Consider the following 21,222-nt stretch of genomic DNA (forward strand, 5'->3'; position numbering starts at 1 on the left):
CAGACGGGGTTTTCCCGAATGCGAGAGTCCCATGACCAGCGCCACCTCAAAACCCCGCTGCTTTCAGGAGATCATCCTGCGCCTGCAAGCCTATTGGTCGGGGCAGGGCTGCGCCATCTTGCAACCCTACGACATCGAGGTGGGCGCGGGCACCTTCCACCCGGCGACCACGCTGCGGGCGCTGGGCGCGCGGCCTTGGGCTGCGGCCTATGTGCAGCCTTCGCGCCGACCCACCGACGGACGCTATGGCGAAAATCCCAACCGCTTGCAGCATTATTACCAGTTTCAGGCGATCATCAAACCCTCGCCCCCTGATCTGCAGGAGCTTTACCTTGGGTCCCTGCGCGCCATCGGCATTGATGCGGGCGTGCATGACATCCGCTTTGTCGAGGATGACTGGGAATCGCCCACGCTGGGCGCGTGGGGGCTGGGCTGGGAGGTCTGGTGCGATGGCATGGAAGTGTCGCAATTCACCTATTTCCAGCAGGTCGGCGGGCATGATTGCCGCCCCGTCTCGGGCGAGCTGACGTATGGGCTGGAGCGGCTGGCCATGTATGTGCTGGGCGTGGATCATGTCATGGACATGCCTTTCAACGACCCGCAATCCCCGCAGCCGCTGACCTATGGCGACGTTTTTCGCCAGACCGAGCAGGAATATTCCCGCTGGAACTTCGATCAGGCCGACACTGCGATGCTGTTGCAGCATTTCAAGGATGCCGAGGCCGAATGCCAGCGCACCCTTGCGGCCCCCGAGGCTGACAGCGCCGGCCGCCGGATCATCATGGCGCATCCCGCCTACGATCAGTGCATCAAGGCCAGTCACCTGTTCAACCTGCTGGACGCGCGCGGCGTGATCTCGGTGACCGAGCGGCAGGCCTATATCGGGCGGGTGCGCGCGCTGGCCAAGATGTGCGCCGATGCCTTCGTGCAGACCGATGCCGGGTCCAGCGCGAACGACGGCAGTTCAACCGGCGCCTCTTCACCCCCGGTTCCCGCTTGATGGGCAAGTTCCTGACCATCGTGCTGGTCGTCTGCGCCGCCCTGGCGGGCGGGGGCATGTACTATCTTCAGGTCTATGCCTATTACGACCGCCTGCCGCCACAAGACACCATCGCCCTGACCGCCCCGGGCGGCATTGCGCGTGCGGCGTCGGTTGCGGATTTCGAGGGGATCGATTCCGACAGCTCTCCCATCCGCTACCGTGCCTGTTTCACACTCGATTCCGTCGCTGGGGCCGCGCTCTATGAAGGTGCGACCCCCCTGATCGCGCCGCGCTGGTTTGGCTGTTTTGACGCCGAGCAATTGTCCGACGATCTGGAAGCCGGTGCCGCGCAGGCCGTGCTCAGCCAGAGCAACTTCCGCTATGGCTTCGATCGGGTGGTCGCGCATTACCCCGACGGCCGCGCCTATGCCTGGCACCAGATCAACCGTTGCGGGGAGGCGCTGTTTGACGGCAACCCGATCCCCTTCGGATGCCCGGTGCCGCCCCCCTCCTGACCCGCTGATTTTGAGAAGGCGCCACAATGCCCGATTTGCTGATTGAACTGTTCTCGGAAGAGATCCCGGCACGGATGCAACTCCGCGCGGCAGAGGATCTGAAAAAGCTGGTGACCAATGGTCTGGTCGAGGCCGGGCTGACCTATGCGGACGCGGGCGCGCTGTCCACGCCGCGCCGCCTGACCCTTTCGGTGCAGGGGCTGCTTGCCGCGTCGCCCGCGCAAGCCGAGGAACGCAAAGGCCCGAAGGTCGGCGCGCCCGATGCCGCGGTCGAGGGTTTCTTGCGGTCTACCGGCCTGACGCGCGACCAGTTGGAAATGCGCGACGACAAGAAGGGGCAGGTCTATTTCGCGCTGCTGCAAAAGCCCGGCCGCCCGGCCGCAGAGATTGTGGCCGAGGTATTGGAAACCACGATCCGCAACTTTCCCTGGCCCAAATCCATGCGCTGGGGCGCAGGGAACTTGCGCTGGGTGCGGCCCTTGCAGTCGATCCTGTGCATCTTGTCCGATGAGGGCGGCGCGCAGGTGGTGCCGTTCAGCATCGACGGGATCACGGCGGGCAATACCACGCGCGGCCACCGTTTCATGGCCCCCGACGCCTTCGCCGTTACTGGGTTTGACGATTATGCCGCCAAGCTGAAGCGCGCCCATGTGGTGCTGGACCCGGCCGAGCGTGCGGCGCATGTCTGGGCGGATGCCACCGCGCAGGCCTTCGCGCTGGGGCTGGAGGTGGTGGAAGATGCGGGCCTGCTGGCCGAGGTCGCGGGACTGGTCGAATGGCCCGTCGTGCTGATCGGGCAGATCGATGCGCGCTTCCTCGACCTGCCTGCAGAAGTGCTGCAAACCTCGATGCGCGAGCATCAGAAGTTCTTTTCCGTCCGCGACCCGAAATCCGGGCAGATTGTTCGATTTGTGACAGTAGCGAATATCGAGGCGGCGGATGCCGGCGCCACGATCCTTGCGGGGAACCAGAAGGTGCTGGCGGCACGGTTGTCAGATGCAAAGTTCTTCTGGGACAATGATTTGCGCGCGATTGCTGACAAGGGCATCGAGGGGATGGCCGCCGGTCTGGCCGATGTAACCTTCCACAACAAGCTGGGCAGCCAGAAAGACCGCATAGATCGCATTTGTGCCCTGGCGGGCGAGATCGCACCGCAGGTTGACGCCGATGTGGAAGAGGCCAAGCTGGCCGCACGGGTGGTCAAGGCAGACCTGCAATCGGCGATGGTGGGCGAGTTCCCCGACCTGCAGGGCGTGATGGGCGGCTATTACGCCCGCGCCGCCGGGCTGTCTGATGCCGTGGCGGCGGCCTGCAAGGGCCATTACCAACCGCTGGGCCCGTCGGACGACGTGCCGAATGATCCGGTGACGATTGCCGTTGCGCTGGCCGACAAGATCGACACGCTGACCGGCTTCTGGGCGATCAACCAGAAACCCACGGGGTCGAAAGACCCCTACGCGCTGCGACGGGCTGCCTTGGGGGTTATCCGGTTGGTGTTGGGGAATGGGGTGCGATATAGTCTACTTAACTATATTGAACCTGCAATGCGGCGTGCGATGGCAGCGTCTGCACCTGAACGTGATTTGTCGCTTTCGCTTAAAGAGCTTGATGATCGGGTCTCTATTGTGAACCTGATTGACTTCCTCCACGACCGTCTCAAAGTCTACCTCCGCGACCAAGGCATACGCCACGATGTCATCGACGCCTGCCTTGCCATGCCCGGCAATGACGACCTGACCCTGTTGGTCAAACGCGCCGAGGCCCTTGCCGCCTTCCTGAAAACCGACGACGGCACCAACCTGTTGCAGGGCTTCAAGCGCGCCAACAACATTCTGAGCCAGGCGGAAGCCAAGGACGGGGTGGAATATTCGTTCGGGCCTGACCCCAAACTGACCGAGGACCCAGCGGAAAACGCGGTTTTCGCGGCGCTCGACGCCGCCGAGGAAGCCATCACCCCTGCCATGCAGGCCGAGGATTTTGGCGCGGCGATGCGCGCCATGGCAGCATTGCGCGGGCCGATCGACGGGTTTTTCGAGGCGGTTCAGGTGAACAGCGAAAACCCGATCATCCGGCGCAACCGGCTGAACCTGTTGCACCGCATCCGCGCGATCTGCCTGCAAGTGGCGGATCTGACGCGGGTAGAGGGCTGATGCGGGTAAAGGGCGGAGGCGGCTTTCCAGTCGACACATGCACCCGGTCAACCGGGGTGCGTGCCTGCGGCGGCGGGGGAACAGCGCGCCCTTAGGCGGTGCGTGCCGGGGACGGCTGCGCCGCCCCACCACGCACCGCCCGCGGGCGCCCTGTGGGGCCATTGCGGCCCCGGCCCGTGGTGCTGCGTTCATGCTGAACCACCCGCAGCGCTTGTTTTGGGCGGCAAACGGCGTATCTTGCGGGCAAATGAAGGATTGCCGCAGTGCAGAAATACATGTCGCTGATTGATTACGCAGAAATCACCAACTCGGCCCCGATCACGCGGCGCAGCCATGGCTGGCGCGCGAAATGCCTGCAACGGCTGATCCGGCTGGACATGCCCGTGCCGCGCACCGTGGCGCTGTCGTTCGGGGCGGTGCGGTCGATTGCGGCGGGGCAGGTGCCCTCGCTCGGCGGGTTGATGAGCGCGTTTCCGAAGGGGCAGTTGCTTTCCGTGCGCCCCAGTTCGGAAAACACCGCCTGGGGCGGGCCCGGGGCGATCCTGAACATCGGCATGAACGACGCCAAGCATGCCGAGATTTCCGAGACCTGCGGCGAGCCGGTGGCGACGGCCTTGTATCTGCGTTTCGTGCAGGCCTATGCCGCGTATGTCGCCCGCCTTGACCCCGATATGTTTGACGTTACGGAACCCTGCCTGCCCGCATTGCAGGCCGCGTTGCGCGACTACGAATCCGAGATGGAAGAGCCCTTTCCCCAACACCCCATCGCCCAGTTGACTGAGGTGTTGCGCTCTATGGCGCGGGCGTGGGAGGGGACATCGGCGCGGCTGTTGCGGCAGGCGAAGGGTGCGCCGTTGGAGGCCGGGCTGGGCCTTGTGGTGCAGGCCATGGCGGGCGGCATCGGGCGGGGCGAAAGCGGCGCCGGGATCATCCAGTTCATCGACCCGGTCACGGGCGCGACGCAGATCACCGGGCGCTACAAATCCGAGGCGCAGGGCCGCGGCGATCTGGGCCCCGATGCGGATGTGATGTACCTGACCCATGACAAGCGCGGCGCTTCGCTGGAAGATCGCTGCCCGCAGGCTTTTGCCGATCTGGTGAGGTTCGGCGCGATTGCGCGCGTGAAGCTGCGCGAGGAAATGCAGATCGAATTCACCATTGATGATGGCGTGTTGTGGGTGCTGGATGCGGTGAAGGTACCACGCTCGGGCCGGGCGGCGGTGCGCACGGTGGTGCAGTTGGTCGCCGACAAGATCATCCCGAAGGATGAGGCGTTGCTGCGCGTGGCGCCCAATGCCTTGTCCGAACTCTTGCACCGGCAGGTTCTGCCCAAACGCGGCAACACTGTGTTTCTGAAGGGAATTGCCGCCAGCCCGGGCGCCGCCCATGGCAAGCTGGTGTTCGATTCCACGGCGGCGCAGGCCAGTGCTTCGCGCGATGAGCCCTGCATCCTGGTGCGGCGCGAAACCTCGCCCGAGGATATCCGCGGCATGCACGCAGCCTCGGGCGTGCTGACAGAGCGCGGCGGCATGACAAGTCATGCGGCGGTGATCGGCCGGGGGCTGGGTCTGCCGTGTATCGTTGGCGCCTCGGGGATGCGGATTGACCGGCGCGCCAAGACGCTCACCGCCGGGGGACAGGTGTTTCGTGAAGGCGACGTGATTACCGTCGATGGCACGCGCGGCGAGGTTTATGCCGGGGCGGTCGATCTGCTGGAGCCCGCGCTGGACGACAGTTTTCGCACCCTGCTGGGCTGGGCCGATGAGGTGCGGGACATCGGCATCCGCGCCAATGCCGACACCCCCGCCGACGCCAGAATCGCGCGGGATTTCAAGGCGCAAGGCATTGGCCTTTGCCGGACCGAGCATATGTTCTTCGAAGACGATCGCCTGACTGTCATGCGCGAGATGATCTTTGCGGATACCGCGCCCGATCGGCGCGCGGCGCTGGACCGGCTGCTGCCGATGCAGCGCGCCGATTTCACGGGGCTGTTCGAGATCATGCAGGGCCTGCCGGTCTGCATCCGCCTGTTCGACCCGCCGTTGCACGAATTTCTGCCCCACACGCGCGAAGGGCTGCGGCAATTGGCCGACGCGCTGGACAAGCCTCTGTCAGAGATCACCCGTCGGGCAGAGGCGCTGTCGGAATTCAACCCGATGCTGGGCATGCGCGGTGTGCGTCTCGGCATCACCCTGCCTGAGATCTATGACATGCAGGCCCGCGCGATATTCGAGGCGACCGTGGCCGCGAGTTCCACCGGCGCGCCGGTGGTGCCAGAGATCATGATCCCGCTGGTATCGGCGATGCGCGAGGTAGAGATCGTCAAGGCGCGGGTGGATGCGGTTGCTGCCGCCGTGCGCGCCGAGCAGGGCGCCGAGTTCGATTACCGGCTGGGCGTCATGGTGGAAACACCGCGCGCCGCGCTGCGGGCAGGAGAGATCGCGAACCATGCCGCGTTTTTGTCCTTTGGCACAAATGACCTGACCCAGATGACCTACGGCCTGTCGCGCGACGATGCCGGACGCTTCATGTCGGAATATGTACAGCAGCGGGTCTTCCCCGAGGATCCGTTTCACATGCTGGATGTGGATGGCGTCGGCGAATTGCTGCTGCTGGGCGCGGCGCGCGGCCGGGCCACGCGCCCGGGCCTGACCGTGTCGATGTGTGGCGAACACGGTGGTAACCCCGAATCGATAGCCTTCTGCCGAGACGCCGGATTCGACTATGTCTCTTGCTCACCGTTTCGCGTCCCGGTTGCGCGTCTGGCTGCGGCACAACTGGCGATACGAGAGCGCGACGCGAAGAATTCGCGCTGACAACGAATTGAAAATAAACAAGAACCCTAACGCATCGCTTGGGGCCAGCCTGCGACATCGGCGGAAAGGCGCCGGTCGGTTCGACAATTTACCAAAAGTTAGCTAACAGACCGCACGATGTGTCTGATGAAGTGCCCGGATCTTCGGGTTTTCAACGCGGGGATTTCAGGATTTCGCGGGTTTTTCGGATCGTGTGAGGAATGTGGAAATGCGTCGTTTTATGATCATGGTCGCTGCGGCGGCCACAATGTATGTTCCGCTTCTGACGGCGCCGACCTTCGCGGGAAATGTCACCGAACAGGCGATGGCGCTGTTGTCCGCCGAACGCACGGGCATGAATGTGATGAGTGCGCAGAAAATCGCCCGGCTGACGCAGCCCGCGACCCGCGCCGCCGAACCTGCGCTGTCGCCCCGCTACGATGCCGCCTGGCTGGCCCTGCTGCCGGTCGCTGGCCTTGACAGAGAGGCTCAGTGCCTCGCCACCGCGCTCTACCACGAAGCGCGGGGCGAAAGCGTTGAAGGGCAGTTTGCTGTGGCCGAGGTCATTTTGAACCGGGTCGATAGCGACACTTTCCCCAACAGCATCTGCAACGTCGTCTACCAGGGCGCGCGCAATGGCCATCCTGGGTGTCAATTCAGCTTCGCATGCGACGGCGCGTCAGAAACGATGCGCGAAGTCGGCGCCGCTGATCTCGCGCGCCGGATCGCACTTTTGATGCACGCTGGTGCCCCGCGTGCGCTTACCGATGGCGCAACCTATTTCCATACGCGCCACGTCAGCCCGCGCTGGGCGCGTGTGTTTGAACGCACGGCGCAGATCGGTGCGCATCTGTTCTACCGCGATCCGGTGCGCCTGTCGTCGCGCTGAAACGCCAGACCGGGGGGCGTCTGACGTCCGCAGAGTTCGTGTCGGGTCTTGCCGCGCCTTGCCCTGTCTCCCCAAAAGGTCCAGCGCCGATTGTGAACGCGCCCGCTGGGTGCGCAAAATCACGCCGTCCTGCCCGGTTTGGGGGTGTGCGCCCTCCTGTGACGCGCTACACCGGGGCCAGATGAACAGCACCACAGGCCGTGCCGATGACCAATGAAATCCAGCTTGCCTTCGCCCATCCCGAGGTGCGGGCCGACAGCACCACGCGGCTTGACCCGCGCGACCGTATCAGCCTGCGCGACCACATCGTCCCGGTCGAGATCGGGGCCTTTCAGGCCGAACGCGGCACCACGCAGCGCCTCTGTTTCAACATCGTGGTCGAGGTGCGGCCCCATCCCGCGCCGCTGCACGACGATGTCGACCGCATCCTGTCCTATGACCGGATCACCGAGGCGATTGCCGCCGAATTCTCCTCGGAACGGCTGAACCTGCTGGAAACTCTGGCCGAACGCATCGCCGACCGGATTTTTCTGGAACCTCAGGCGATGCGTGTGTTTGTCAGGATCGAGAAACTTGACCGTGGCCCGGGCGCGCTGGGGGTTGAGATCGTGCGCTCGCGCGCTGCAAGCCCGGTGCAGGCTTTGGCGTCCGATGGTTCGCAATCGGCGGTGCACCCCCTGGTGGTGCTGATGGCGAATGACCAGATCCTCGCCTCCGGGCTGTCGCAGCAGCTTGACGCGCTGCAAGCGCTCGGCTTGCCGGTGGTCCTGTGCGTCGGCCTGCCGGATAGCGCGCGCCCGCAGGTGGCCCTGCGCCCGGTGCAGCGCCGCATTGACCTTCTGGCGATGGAACAGAACGCCTGGCAACTGGCGGCGCGTGATCCGCGCTGCGTCGTTGTGCAAAGCCGGACCGAGATGGACTGGGCCATCCGGCGCGGTCAGATGATCGTCTGGGCGCCGTCGAAACTGGTGCTCGACGCCACCGATGGCCCCGGGCCGGACATGGGCGACGGGGTTGTCCTGTCGGTCTGGTTGGCCGAAATGCTGGCCGCCGACCGTATCCTCCTGCCCGCCGATGCCCAGATCCCGCCGGGCACGCGCATTCCGTCCGTGATCTGGGGCGGCGACGGCTCGCCTTCGCCTGCGGAGAAACCTGAATGACACTTCTACGACCCATCGCCCAGACCGGATCGCGCCCCGCGCAGGGCGCGCTGCCGTTGGCGGGCAGCGACACCGTATGGTTCGCGCACAGCGTCGATGCCGGGGGGAGAGATGTCACCGCACCCCCGGTCCTGGCCGCCCTGCGCGCGCCGGTGGACGGCCTGACCATGACGCGCCCGCGCCTCATGGGGATCGTCAACGCCACGCCTGACAGCTTCTCGGACGGCGGGCGATACACCAGCCTCGATGCCGCCACGGCGCATGCCCATGCGCTGATCGCAGCGGGGGCCGACATTCTGGATATCGGCGGCGAGTCGACGCGGCCCGGCGCGGTTGATGTGGCCGAAGGGGAAGAAATCAACCGCACAGCGCCAGTTATCGCCCGTTTGCGGGCGGAAAATGTCACAATTCCAATTTCGATTGATACGCGCAAGGCTGCGGTGGCGCAGGCCGCCATCGACGCGGGCGCCACCATCGTGAACGATGTCTCGGCCATGACCTATGATCCCGAGATGGCCGCGACGGTCGCCCGCGCCGGGGTCTGGCTGTGCCTGATGCATGCGCAGGGCGCGCCCCGCACCATGCAACTGGCGCCGCGCTATGACGATGTGGTCGCGGATGTGTACGGATTTCTTGCCGAACGGGTGGCGGCAGCCCATGGGGGCGGCATTGCGCCCGACCGGCTGATCGTCGATCCCGGTATCGGCTTTGGCAAGACCACTGCACATAACCTTGCGCTGTTGCAGAACCTGTCGGCGCTGCACGGGTTGGGTTGTCCGATCCTGCTGGGTGCGTCGCGCAAGCGCTTCATCGGCGAGGTCGGCGGCGCCGGCATCGCCGCCGCGCGCATGCCCGGATCGGTCGCGGTGGCGCTGTTCGGGGCCGGGCAGGGCGCGCAGATCCTGCGGGTGCATGACGTTGCCGAAACCCGGCAGGCGCTGTATCTGTGGCAGGCGTTGTCGGACCCGGCCCGGGCCACGTCCGGCGGTGCGCAGGCAGATGAAAGAACACGGGGCACAGCATGACGCGCAAGATTTTCGGGACGGACGGGGTCCGGGGCCAGGCCAACAGCTTTCCGATGGATATCCAGACTGTGCTAAAACTGGGGGCTGCTGCGGGACGGTTTTTCCGGCGCGACGGGCTGAACCGCCACCGCGTCGTGATTGGCAAGGATACGCGGCTGTCGGGCTATATGCTGGAAAACGCGCTGACCGCGGGTCTGACATCGACCGGGATGAATGTGCTGCTGCTGGGCCCGGTGCCGACGCCTGCGGTGGGGTTCCTGACGCGGTCGATGCGGGCGGATCTGGGCATCATGATTTCGGCCAGTCATAACCCGCATCAGGACAACGGCATCAAGTTTTTCGGCCCCGACGGGTTCAAACTGTCCGACCATGCCGAGGCAGAGATCGAGGCCAGCCTGAATGCCACCATCACGCCCGCGCAACCCGCCAATATCGGCCGGGCGAAACGCATCGAGGACGGGCGCGGCAGATACGTCGAATATGCCAAGACGACCTTTCCACGCGGGCTGAAACTGTCGGGCCTGAAGGTGGTGATCGACTGCGCCAATGGTGCCGCCTACAAGGCCGCACCCGAGGTGTTGTGGGAACTGGGTGCCGATGTCACCGCCATGGGCGTGGCCCCGGATGGGACGAACATCAACCTTGACTGCGGCTCGACACACCCCGAAGCGGCCGCGCAAAAGGTGCGCGAGGTCGGCGCCGATCTGGGCATCTGCCTCGACGGCGACGCTGACCGCGTGATCTTGATCGACGAACTGGGCCGCATCGCCGATGGCGATCAGATCATGGCATTGTTCGCCCGCCGCTGGGCCGAAGAGGGGCGGTTGCGCGACGGCGTTCTGGTGTCCACCGTCATGTCGAACCTGGGGCTGGAACATTATCTGCACGGGCATGGCCTGCGGCTGGAACGCACCTCGGTCGGCGACCGCTATGTGGTGGAACGGATGCGGCAGGGGGGCTGGAACCTCGGCGGTGAGCAATCGGGACACATCGTGATGACCGATTACGCGACGACCGGCGACGGGCTGATCGCGGCCTTGCAGTTCATGGCGGCGATGGCCACGACCGGGCTGCCGGCCTCCATGCTCGCGCGCAGCTTTGAGCCAGTGCCGCAAAAGCTGGAGAATCTGCGGTACGCGGCCGGTGTTGACCTGCTGGGCCGGGCGCATGTGCAGCGCGCGATAGCCGACGCCGAGTCGCGTTTGCAGGGGCAGGGACGCTTGCTGATCCGGCGGTCGGGCACCGAACCACTGATCCGCGTCATGGCGGAATGCGAAGACCCGCAACTGCTGGACGATACCGTCGCGGGTGTGATCGCCGCGATGAAAGCGCCCGCCTGATGCACGGCCTGCGGCCCACCCTGCACCGCTGAAACAGCGGCGCCGCCCTTGCCGGGCGGCACACGATTTTGCGGTCGCCTGCGGCGACTCTGATTTGGTGGCTGGTGCAACCTTTGCGCGGTCGGGCGGCGGCAAAGCAACGTCGCGGCTTTTCACCATGCGAAATGGGCGCTAAACACCGCCAAACCCTGCCGACAGCCGAAGGATATGCCGCATGCCGATGGAAAAGACATTTGACGCGAATGCCGCCGAAAGCCGCATTGCCGCAGCCTGGGACAGCGTGGGCGCTTTCGCTGCCGGGCGGAATGCGCGCGATGGGGCCGACAGCTTCAGCATCATGATCCCGCCGCCCAATGTCACCGGCAGCCTGCATATGGGGCACGCGTTCAACAATACGCTTCAGGATATCCTGGTGCGCTGGCACCGGATGCGCGGCTTCGATACGCTGTGGCAGCCGGGGCAGGACCATGCGGGTATCGCCACGCAAATGGTGGTCGAACGCGAACTGGCGAAGGCGGGCCAGCGCCGCACCGATTTCAGCCGGGAAGAATTCACGGCGAAGATCTGGGAATGGAAGGCGCAGTCGGGCGGCACCATCATCAACCAGCTCAAACGGCTGGGCGCCAGCTGCGATTGGTCGCGCAACGCCTTCACCATGTCTGGCGCGCCAGGGGCCCCAGCGGGCGAGGATGGCAATTTCCACGATGCCGTCATCAAGGTTTTCGTGGAAATGTATAACAAGGGCCTGATCTATCGCGGCAAGCGGTTGGTCAACTGGGACCCGCATTTCGAAACGGCGATTTCCGACCTTGAAGTTGAGAATGTGGAAGTTGATGGCCAGTTCTGGCATTTCAAATACCCACTGGCGGGCGGCGAAACCTATACCTATGTCGAACGCGACGCCGACGGGAACGTGGTGCTTGAAGAGGTGCGCGACTACATCGCCATTGCCACCACGCGACCTGAAACCATGCTGGGCGATGGCGCGGTGGCAGTGCATCCCGATGATCCGCGCTATGCGCCCATCGTTGGCAAGATGGTGCATCTGCCGCTGTGCGACCGGCTGATCCCGATCATCACCGACGAATATCCTGATCCTGATTTCGGATCGGGCGCGGTGAAGATCACCGGCGCGCATGATTTCAACGACTATGCCGTTGCAAAACGTGGCAATATTCCGTGCTATCGCCTAATGGACACCCGCGGCGCGCTGCGGTCGGATGGTGGCGATTATGACGCGGCTCCCGCCCGCGCCAAGGAAATCGCATCAGGCAGCACGACGACCGAGGCTGAGGTTGATGCCCTCAACCTCGTGCCAGCCAAGTATCGTGGGATGGACCGCTTTGACGCGCGCGCCGCCGTGGTCGCCGATATCGACGCGTTGGGCCTGATGATCGCGGTTGAGGATAAGAAGATCATGCAGCCTTTCGGTGACCGCTCGAAGGTGGTGATCGAGCCGATGCTCACGGACCAGTGGTTTGTGGATACGTTGCAAATTGTACAGCCCGCCATCGACGCGGTGCGCGACGGCCGGACGCAAATCCTGCCCGAACAGCATGAGAAAGTGTATTTCCACTGGCTGGAGAATATCGAGCCCTGGTGCATCAGTCGCCAGTTGTGGTGGGGGCACCAGATCCCCGTCTGGTACGATGCCGAGGGCAAGCAATATTGCGCCGCCACCGAGGCCGAGGCGCAAGCCATGGCGGGCGGCAGCGCCCTGACGCGCGACCCCGATGTGCTGGACACTTGGTTCTCATCCGGGCTCTGGCCGATCGGCACTTTGGGTTGGCCGGAACAAACCCCCGAACTGCAACGCTATTTCCCGACATCGGTGCTGATTACCGGGTTCGACATCATCTTCTTCTGGGTGGCCCGGATGATGATGATGCAGTTGGCGGTGGTCAATCAAGAGCCCTTCCACACTGTCTATGTCCACGCCCTTGTCCGTGATGAAAAGGGCAAGAAAATGTCGAAATCGCTGGGCAATGTCCTCGACCCGCTGGATCTGATCGACCAGTTCGGCGCCGATGCGGTGCGCTTTACCCTGACCGCCATGGCGGCGATGGGACGCGACCTGAAGCTTTCCACCGCGCGGATCGAAGGTTACCGGAATTTCGGCACAAAACTGTGGAACGCGACACGGTTTGCCGAAATGAACGGGGTTTTTGCTGATGATGTGCCGCAAACCGCCACGATCCCGGCGGCGGACGACTTCCATACGGTCAACCAATGGATCATTGGCGAGACTGCCAAGGTCCGGGTCGAAGTAGATGCGGCGTTGGAAAGCTACCGCTTCAACGACGCGGCGAATGCGCTTTACGCCTTCGTCTGGGGCAAGGTCTGCGATTGGTACGTAGAATTTGCCAAACCGCTTCTGGCCGATGAATCAACGGCTTCCGAGACGAAGCTGGTGATGCGTTGGGTGCTGGACCAATGCTATATCCTGCTGCACCCGATCATGCCGTTCGTCACCGAGGAGCTTTGGGGCCAGACCGGCGCGCGCGCCAAGATGCTGGTGCACGCCGACTGGCCGACCTATGGCGCCGCGTACGTCAACCCTGATGCCGACCGCGAGATGAACTGGGTGATCTCGTTGATCGAAGGCATCCGGTCTGCCCGGGCGCAGATGCGCGTGCCGATGGGGCTGAAACTGCCAATGTTGCAGGTTGATGGCGACGATGCAGCGGCACAGGCGCTGGCAAGCAATGCGGCCCTGGTGCAGCGGCTGGCGCGGATCGACAGCATCACGCCTGCCGCCGCAACGCCCAAGGGTGCGATCACCGTGGCAGTGGAAGGCGCGACCTTTGCCCTGCCGCTGGAAGGGGTGATCGACATCGCCGCCGAACAGGGGCGGCTGTCGAAGTCGTTGGAAAAGCTGGAGAAAGAGCTTGGCGGCATCCGCGGCCGGCTGAACAACCCGAAATTCGTGGACAGCGCGCCCGAAGAAGTGGTGGCGGAAACCCGCGAGAAACTGGCGCTGGGCGAGGAAGAGGCCGGGCGCCTGTCCGAGGCATTGCGCCGTCTGGCCGAACTGGCCTGACCGGGCGCGCCGGGGGCGGCATTCAGCCCCCCCCGGCGCGCCAGCGACCCCATGAAAAACGCCCCGGTCATGATGACCGGGGCGTTTTTCATGTCGTCAGATCAGAGGCTTGCCCCTGGTCGGGCCTCAGCCCTCCATCTGCTCGGCGGTCAGTTCTTCGCCGGTTTCCTGGTTGACCATCTTCATGGCCAGCCGCACCTTGCCACGATCATCAAAGCCCAGCAGCTTTACCTTGACCTCTTGCCCTTCTTTCAGGGCGTCCGAGGGGTGGTTCAGCCGTTTGTTGGCGATCTGGCTCACATGAACCAACCCGTCGCGCTTGCCAAAGAAGTTCACGAAAGCGCCAAAATCGACCACTTTGACAACTTTGCCGGTGTAGATCTTGCCTTCTTCCGGCTCTGCCACGATCGAATAGATCATGTCATAGGCCTTCTTGATCGATTCCGCGTCGCTCGATGCGATCTTGATCGTGCCGTCGTCGTTGATGTCGACCTTGGCGCCCGACAATTCCACGATCTCGCGGATGACCTTGCCGCCGGTACCGATCACTTCGCGGATTTTATCGGTCGGCACCTGCATGGTTTCGATCTTCGGCGCATAGGCGCTGAAGCCTTGGGGCGCGGAAATCGCCTTGCTCATCTCGGCCAGGATATGCATCCGGCCGTCTTTGGCCTGGGCCAGCGCCTGTTCCATGATCTCGGGCGTGATGCCCGCAACCTTGATGTCCATTTGCAGGCTGGTGATGCCGTTTTCGGTACCCGCAACTTTGAAATCCATGTCGCCCAGGTGATCTTCGTCACCCAGAATGTCCGACAGGATCGCGAATTTGCCGTCATCTTCCAGGATCAGGCCCATTGCCACACCGGCGACCGGCGATTTCAGCGGCACGCCCGCATCCATCATCGACAGCGATGCACCGCAGACCGTCGCCATGGAGCTGGAGCCGTTGGATTCGGTGATCTCTGACACGATCCGCACGGTGTACGGGAAATCGGTTGCTGGCGGCAGCACCGCTTGCAGCGCGCGCCATGCCAGTTTGCCATGCCCGATCTCACGACGACCCGGAGGGCCGAAGCGCCCGACTTCGCCCACCGAATACGGCGGGAAGTTGTAGTGCAGCAGGAAGTTCATCTTGCTGGTGCCGGTCAGCGCGTCGATGAACTGTTCGTCATCGCCGGTGCCCAGCGTTGTGACGACCAGCCCTTGGGTTTCCCCGCGCGTGAACAGCGCCGAGCCATGGGTGCGCGGCAGCACGCCGGTTTCGCTGACGATCGGGCGGATCGTCTTGGTGTCGCGGCCATCAATGCGCGGGGCGCCGTTGATGATGTCGCCGCGCAGGATCGACGATTCCAGTTTCTTGAACGCCGCGCCCAGGTTTTCATCGGCCAGTTGTTCTTCGCTCAGCGCGGCCTTGACGGTGTCGCGCGCGGCGGAAATCGCGGTGGTGCGTTCTTGCTTGTCTTGCAATGCAAACGCGCCGCGCATCGCGTCCTCGCCTGCTGCTTTGACCGCAGCATAGATGTCGGTGTAATCCGGCGGGGTGAAGTCGAACGGCTCTTTCGCGGATTCCTCGGCGAAGTCCACGATCATGTCGATCACCGGCTGGATGGCGTCATGCGCGAATTTCACGGCGCCCAGCATTTCGGTTTCCGACAGCTCATAGGCTTCGGATTCCACCATCATCACGGCGTTTTTCGTGCCGGCAACCACCAGATCCAGGCGTTGCTCGGGGTTTTCGCGCAGCTTCATCATGTCGTCGCATTCGGGGTTGAGGATGTATTCCCCATCCACAAAGCCCACGCGGCAGGCGGCAATCGGCCCCATGAAGGGCGCGCCGGAAATCGTCAGCGCGGCCGATGCGGCGATCATTGCCAGCATGTCGGGTTCATTTACCAGATCGTGGCTCAGCACGGTGCAGATGATCAGGACTTCGTTCTTGAACCCATCAACGAACAGCGGGCGGATCGGACGGTCGATCAGGCGCGAGGTCAGGGTTTCTTTTTCGCTGGGGCGCGCTTCGCGTTTGAAGAACCCGCCGGGCACCTTGCCCGCAGCGTAATAGCGTTCTTGGTAATGCACGGTCAGCGGGAAGAAATCCTGCCCGGGCTTCACCGCTTTGGCATATGTCACGTTCGCCATGACCGAGGTTTCACCCATCGTGGCGATGACCGAGCCGTCCGCCTGCCGTGCCACACGGCCGGTTTCCAGCGTCAGGGTCTCTTCGCCCCATTGGATAGATTTTTTCGTAACGTTAAACATTCATCGGTTCCCAAAAGAGGCGTCTGGTCGGCCCAGCCCTCTGTGATATGTAGCGGCCCCATTGCCGCCGACCCCATCCATCATTCCCAAGGCGCCGGGGTCAGGGCGCCACGTCTCAGATAGGCGGGGGCATACATGAAAATGCCCCTTATGGGAAGAGACGGCGCGGCGCGCGGGTCGCGTGCTGAAAAGTGCTATTATGACCGCCATCAGCCACAACTGAACCTGAACTGATCAGGAAAAGCACGGCTGTTTCCCGCCCGCGCGCAGATCACGCGTCAGCATGGGTGCTCCGACCAGCACGTAGCGATGCCTGCGCCCACCGGGACAGGCGCGGGCGGCTTGCCGGGGGACAATCAGCCCCCATGGTGAAAGCTCACACAGCATCGCGCGGAAAATGAACCTTACCCGCATAAAAGGCCGAAACTTTCCAGAGGAACGACCTTTTCACCATCCCGGCCCGCTCTAGGCAGGTGCTACGTCGATGCCCTGTGGCTTTGCCTTGTGGTCCGGTTCCACATGGATCGTGATGATCGCCTGCGGAATGGCGCCGATCAGCGCGGCCTCTACCCGGTCGCAGACTTCATGCGCGTCATCGACGCGGGTGTCGCCCGGCACCACAAGGTGAAAGTCGATGAAGGTAACACTCCCTGCATGCCGGGTGCGCAGGTCATGCGCCTGCACCGCGCCGGTGGCATGGGTGGCGATCACTTCCCGGATGGTGTCCAGTGTGTCTTCGGGCAGCGCCTCATCCATCAGCGCGCTCAGCGCACCCTGAACCACGCGACCGCCCGACCACATGATATGCAGCGCCAGAAGGCCCGCCATCAGCGGGTCGAGGAACCACCAGCCGGTCATCAGCGCCAGCACCAGCCCCACCATCACCCCGCCCGAGGTGATGACATCCGTCATCAGATGCCGCCCGTCGGCCGCCAGCGCGGGGGACAGCAGCGCGCGCCCGCGCGTGATCAGCACCCAGGCCCACACCGCGTTCAGCACGCTTGCCGCGCCGTTCACCGCCAGCCCCAGCACGGGGGCGGCCAAGCTGTGCGAGGTCATCAGGCCCACATAGGCCTCGCGCAAGATGACCAGCGCGGCCAGGATGATCAGCAGCCCACTCAGCGTTGCGCTGAAGAACTCCGCCTTGTGGTGGCCATAGGGATGCCCCGCGTCGGGCGGCTTGGCGGCCAGCCGCACCGCGATCAGCGCCGCCAGCGCAGTGACGACATTGACGATACTTTCCAGCGCATCCGACAGCAGCGCGATGGATCCCGTCAGCCACCACGCCAGCGTCTTGAGGCCCAGCACCGCCGCGCCGACAATCAGGCTGCCGATGGCCAGTTTCAGCGCCGGGTTGATCGTGCCCGATGTGGCGTCCGGCGTCGCATTTGTCATGGCGGCGGCCCCCGTTTCCTGCGTCATCATCATAGCAGCAATCCATCCGGACCCATAGCAGGCGTATGTATCAAACCCATACTGAATCCATACCGTTTCCATATCGTGAAAATTGACGAATTTCAGAAGGTTGACCCGGTTTGCACACTGGGGCGGAATTTGCCATCAACATATTCTTCAGACGCAAAACGCCCGCCGGTGGGGCGGGCGCTTCGGGTCCGTTCATCGGGCTCTGTCGCGTGGGTCGAGGCCCCGCGCAGATCGCCTTAGCGGCGGATGTTCAGCCGGGTAATCAGGTCTTTGTAGCGGGCTTCGTCCTTGCCGCGCACATAGTCCAACAGCTTGCGGCGCGTTGCCACCAGCTTCAGCAAGCCACGACGCGAGTGGTTGTCTTTCTTGTGCGTCTTGAAGTGCTCGGTCAGCGTGGTGATCCGGTTGGTCAGCACGGCAACTTGCACTTCGGGCGAGCCGGTGTCGCCTTCCTTCAGTGCGAACTCTTTGATAACGCGGTCTTTTTCAGCAGGCGTAATCGACATCGGGGGTCTCCTGTCATGTCAAAAGGGTGAAGGCGCGGGCCGGGATGTCGTCCAGCAAGGCCTATGGAGCGGCATGTGCCAAAGCACAAGCAGCGTCTTTACGACAATACGGCGCGTTTGGAAAGGGCCGTTCGGCGGCCGTTTCACACCATTGATTTCACTGCGCAATCCGGCGACGCAGCGCCTGTTTCGCCAGGTCGACTGATGGCTGATACTGCACCAGCGGCGGCTTGATTCCCTGCGCAAACAGCTGCACCCGCGTCGCATGATCGGTACAGGCCAGCACCACCGCAACGCCGTTCTTGCGGGCTTTGTGTACCATGCCCTCGATCAGGTTGGCCGCGCTGGAATCGGTAAAGATCACTTCCGAGAAATCCAGGATCAACCCCCGGTTCTGCGCCGCGATTCGGTCCAGCACCGAGCTGATCGAGGCGACCGAGCCAAAGAAGAACGCCCCCCGGATCTGATAGACAACGATATCGTGCTCGACCGCTAACCCATTGGCATCCCCATCATTTTCTGGCGGCGTCGAAGTATGGGCCCGCACTTCGATGGCGCTGGACATGCGGTGGATGAACAGGACCGATCCCAGCGCGAAGCCCACCACGATTGCCTCTGTCAGGTCGCGGAAGATCGTCAGGAAGAAAGTGACCAAAAGCACCGCCGCATCCCCGCGCGACGCGCGCAGAAGCGCGCGGATCGCCTCGCGCTCGATCATGTTCCAGGCAACGACGGCCAGCACCCCGGCAAGGGCTGCCAGCGGGATGAAACTGGCCAGCGGCGCTGCAACCAGCAAGAAGCAAAGGATAAATCCTGCGTGCAACATGCCTGCGACCGGGGTGATGCCGCCCGCGCGCACATTGGTCGCCGTGCGCGCGATGGTCCCGGTGACTGCCATGCCACCAAACAGCGCCGAAGCCATATTGGCCGCGCCCTGTGCCACCAGTTCCATGTTGGAATTGTGTCGCCGTCCGGTCATGCCATCTGCCACGATCGCCGACAAAAGCGACTCGATGGCGCCCAGCAGCGTGAAGGCAATTGCGCTGGGCAGCACCGCGCCCAGCTTTTCAAGTGAGATTTCGGGCAGTCCCGGCAGGGGCAGATGCGACGGTAACTCCCCGAAAACGCTGCCGATTGTTGCCACGGGCAGGTCGCCCAGCATCGCCGCCAGCGTGATTGCGATGACCGCGACCAATAGCCCCGGCACCGCCGGCGCAAGCCGTTTCAGCACCACGATAATCGCCACGGTGCCCGCCGACAGCGCCAGCGTCGCGGGGTTCAGCGTCGGCAGGCTGGCCCAGATCACCGGCAACTTTTCCAACAACGGCCCGGGTTCCGGCGCGCCCAGGGTCAGGCCCAGGATCTCCTTGATCTGGCTGGCAAAAATGATGACAGCGATCCCGGCAGTAAACCCCACGGTGACCGGATAGGGCACGAATTTGATGTAGCTGCCCAGCCGCAACACCCCCAGGCCCGCCAGCATCACGCCCGACATCGCGGTGGCCAGGATCAGCCCGTCGATGCCGTGCAGGGCGACCGTCGTGGCCATCAGCACAATGAATGCCCCCGCCGGGCCACCGATCTGGTGGCGGCTGCCGCCCAGCAGTGAAACGAAGAAGCCACCGAAAATCGCAGTATAAAGCCCCATTTCCGGCGTGCCGCCCGCTGCGATCGCAATCGCCATCGACAAGGGCAGGGCCACAATGGCAACCGTCAGCGCCGCAATTGCATCGGCCCGCAGCCGCGCCGCACCATAGCCTTCGCGCAATGCGAGAATCAGGGCGGGGATCAGCAGAGAATCATCGGGTGGACGGGCAGGCTCAGGCGGGGTGTTGCGTGGCATGGCGAGGTCCGATCTGTTGATTCAGCACATATTTGCATGACACATATAGAAAGGGGAATGTAAACAGAGCAAAATTTTTATTGGCCGCCGGGCCGCGCCTAGACCTCGGAAAACTCCCCGATTTCGGGATCATAGACATGCAAGGCGCCGGGCCCGATGTCATGCCAGACCCCATGCAACGTCAGGTTGTCCGTAAGGACCGCACTCTCCACAAACGGGAACGACATAAGATTTTCTAATGAAATCAATACTGACTGCTGTTCCATCGCGCGCAGCCGGTCGGCGCGTGTATCCAGCTTCGAGGTGGCCTCATAACCGGGGCGCAGGATCTCCATCCAGCGCCCGACAAAGCTGCTTTGGGCCTCCAGATCCGGTGCAACACCGGCACACATATCGTGACACCCTTCGACACCCCCGCAGTTTGAATGGCCAACCACGATAAGATGTGCAACCTTGAGATACCTGACTGCGTATTCCACGGCGGCAGAGGTGCCGTGGAAGTCACCGTCGGGGGAAAATGGGGGAACCAGATTGGCGATATTCCTGTGAATGAAAAACTCGCCCTGATCCGCGCCGAAGATCGCGGTAACATGCACACGGCTGTCGCAGCACGCGATGATCATGCTGCGCGGATGCTGTCCCTCCTGCGCGAGGTGGCGGAACCAGCTTTTATTTTCGGCAAATGTTGTCGCTTGCCATCCTTTGAACCTATTTGCCAGATACGATGGCAGGCGGCGGGCGTGTTTCATGCGATGTGACCTGACTGAAAATACTCTTGTGCAGGTACGCTAATGTTGGATTAAATTCGAGGGGTTTTCGTCGTGGGCGGAAATGATTTGTTAGGGGGCGACGTGCATCTTGGGACGTGGGAATAAGGTGTAAAGGGTGAAATGGTGACCAATCTAGTATCTATAACTCCTTCTGAACACGTCGTTTTTGACAGCCGTCGGCTGCGCAGCCTGTGTGCTGAATATGGTGTGCGCGGTGCTGAAGCGGTCGTTATGGACGCTGTCGAAGATATATCTGGCAGCCTGTTCGTCATTGAGACCGCCTGCCGCCGTGACCGCGTGTCCGAGATCCCGGCAACCGCGCGGCATGTGTCGCAGATGGCGGCGGAAATCGGTATGCTCAGCCTTGCGCGCGTGGCACGCGATCTTGGCATCGTGGCGCAGCGGGGCGATATCGTGGCCTGCCGCGCGATCTGGGCGCGGGTCGTTCGCATCGGCGATCAGTCCCTGGCCAAGGTTTGGCAGGCCCCCGGCCTGTCGATGTAGGCGCGGGGTTGTTGGCTGA

15 protein-coding genes are annotated in these 21,222 nt (G+C 63.3%); 10 read left to right on the forward strand and 5 right to left on the reverse strand.

The window, feature by feature from the left end; translation table 11 throughout:
* Positions 1 to 31 precede the first annotated feature (31 nt).
* From H9529_RS14930 to H9529_RS14970, 9 genes are all read left to right on the forward strand, one after another.
* Entirely contained in the window at positions 32 to 1,000 is a 969-nt protein-coding gene (locus H9529_RS14930) for a glycine--tRNA ligase subunit alpha (protein WP_092886502.1), read from the forward strand.
* Complete coding sequence (locus tag H9529_RS14935) at positions 1,000 to 1,497, forward strand: DUF6446 family protein (RefSeq protein ID WP_092886504.1); 498 nt, start codon at positions 1,000 to 1,002, stop codon at positions 1,495 to 1,497. Before H9529_RS14930 ends, H9529_RS14935 begins: the two co-directional genes overlap by 1 nt.
* A 74-nt stretch (positions 1,498 to 1,571) precedes the next feature.
* Entirely contained in the window at positions 1,572 to 3,647 is a 2,076-nt protein-coding gene (glyS, locus tag H9529_RS14940; RefSeq protein ID WP_397544908.1) for a glycine--tRNA ligase subunit beta, read from the forward strand.
* A 263-nt stretch (positions 3,648 to 3,910) separates the two neighbouring features.
* The gene (locus H9529_RS14945) at positions 3,911 to 6,463 is read left to right on the forward strand and encodes a putative PEP-binding protein (RefSeq protein WP_397544880.1); all 2,553 of its coding nucleotides are present in this window, start codon (positions 3,911 to 3,913) and stop codon (positions 6,461 to 6,463) included.
* A gap of 208 nt (positions 6,464 to 6,671) precedes the next feature.
* Complete coding sequence (locus H9529_RS14950; RefSeq protein WP_223814199.1) at positions 6,672 to 7,331, forward strand: cell wall hydrolase; 660 nt, start codon at positions 6,672 to 6,674, stop codon at positions 7,329 to 7,331.
* A 206-nt stretch (positions 7,332 to 7,537) separates the two neighbouring features.
* Complete coding sequence (locus H9529_RS14955) at positions 7,538 to 8,491, forward strand: dihydroneopterin aldolase (protein WP_092886508.1); 954 nt, start codon at positions 7,538 to 7,540, stop codon at positions 8,489 to 8,491.
* On the forward strand, positions 8,488 to 9,516 hold the full coding sequence (gene folP, locus H9529_RS14960) for a dihydropteroate synthase (RefSeq protein ID WP_092886510.1): 1,029 nt from the start codon (positions 8,488 to 8,490) through the stop codon (positions 9,514 to 9,516). The genes H9529_RS14955 and folP overlap by 4 nt, the downstream gene beginning before the upstream one ends.
* Positions 9,513 to 10,856, forward strand: coding sequence for a phosphoglucosamine mutase (glmM, locus tag H9529_RS14965; protein ID WP_092886512.1), 1,344 nt, complete (start codon positions 9,513 to 9,515; stop codon positions 10,854 to 10,856). Before folP ends, glmM begins: the two co-directional genes overlap by 4 nt.
* Before the next feature lie 214 nt (positions 10,857 to 11,070).
* Entirely contained in the window at positions 11,071 to 13,896 is a 2,826-nt protein-coding gene (locus tag H9529_RS14970; protein WP_092886514.1) for a valine--tRNA ligase, read from the forward strand.
* A 126-nt stretch (positions 13,897 to 14,022) separates the two neighbouring features.
* Here the strand turns inward: H9529_RS14970 and pnp are convergent, their stop codons facing one another.
* From pnp to H9529_RS14995, 5 genes are all read right to left on the reverse strand, one after another.
* A complete protein-coding gene (pnp, locus tag H9529_RS14975) occupies positions 14,023 to 16,155 on the reverse strand; it encodes a polyribonucleotide nucleotidyltransferase (RefSeq protein WP_092886516.1) in 2,133 nt (710 codons plus the stop codon).
* 465 nt (positions 16,156 to 16,620) lie between these two features.
* Positions 16,621 to 17,514 (reverse strand): cation diffusion facilitator family transporter, encoded by an 894-nt coding sequence (locus H9529_RS14980; protein WP_092887082.1) that lies wholly within the window; start codon positions 17,512 to 17,514, stop codon positions 16,621 to 16,623.
* A 302-nt stretch (positions 17,515 to 17,816) separates the two neighbouring features.
* Positions 17,817 to 18,086: a 30S ribosomal protein S15 gene (gene rpsO, locus H9529_RS14985; protein ID WP_092886518.1), complete on the reverse strand. Its 270-nt coding sequence runs from the start codon at positions 18,084 to 18,086 to the stop codon at positions 17,817 to 17,819.
* A 157-nt stretch (positions 18,087 to 18,243) separates the two neighbouring features.
* Positions 18,244 to 19,929: a SulP family inorganic anion transporter gene (locus tag H9529_RS14990; RefSeq protein WP_092886520.1), complete on the reverse strand. Its 1,686-nt coding sequence runs from the start codon at positions 19,927 to 19,929 to the stop codon at positions 18,244 to 18,246.
* Between the two features lie 98 nt (positions 19,930 to 20,027).
* Positions 20,028 to 20,678 (reverse strand): carbonic anhydrase, encoded by a 651-nt coding sequence (locus H9529_RS14995; RefSeq protein ID WP_092886522.1) that lies wholly within the window; start codon positions 20,676 to 20,678, stop codon positions 20,028 to 20,030.
* A gap of 141 nt (positions 20,679 to 20,819) precedes the next feature.
* Here H9529_RS14995 and H9529_RS15000 point away from each other — a divergent pair, with 141 nt between their 5' ends.
* A complete protein-coding gene (locus H9529_RS15000; protein ID WP_223814200.1) occupies positions 20,820 to 21,203 on the forward strand; it encodes a hypothetical protein in 384 nt (127 codons plus the stop codon).
* Positions 21,204 to 21,222: the final 19 nt, after the last annotated feature.

This window comes from Roseicitreum antarcticum, assembly GCF_014681765.1.
Lineage (GTDB): Bacteria > Pseudomonadota > Alphaproteobacteria > Rhodobacterales > Rhodobacteraceae > Roseicitreum > Roseicitreum antarcticum.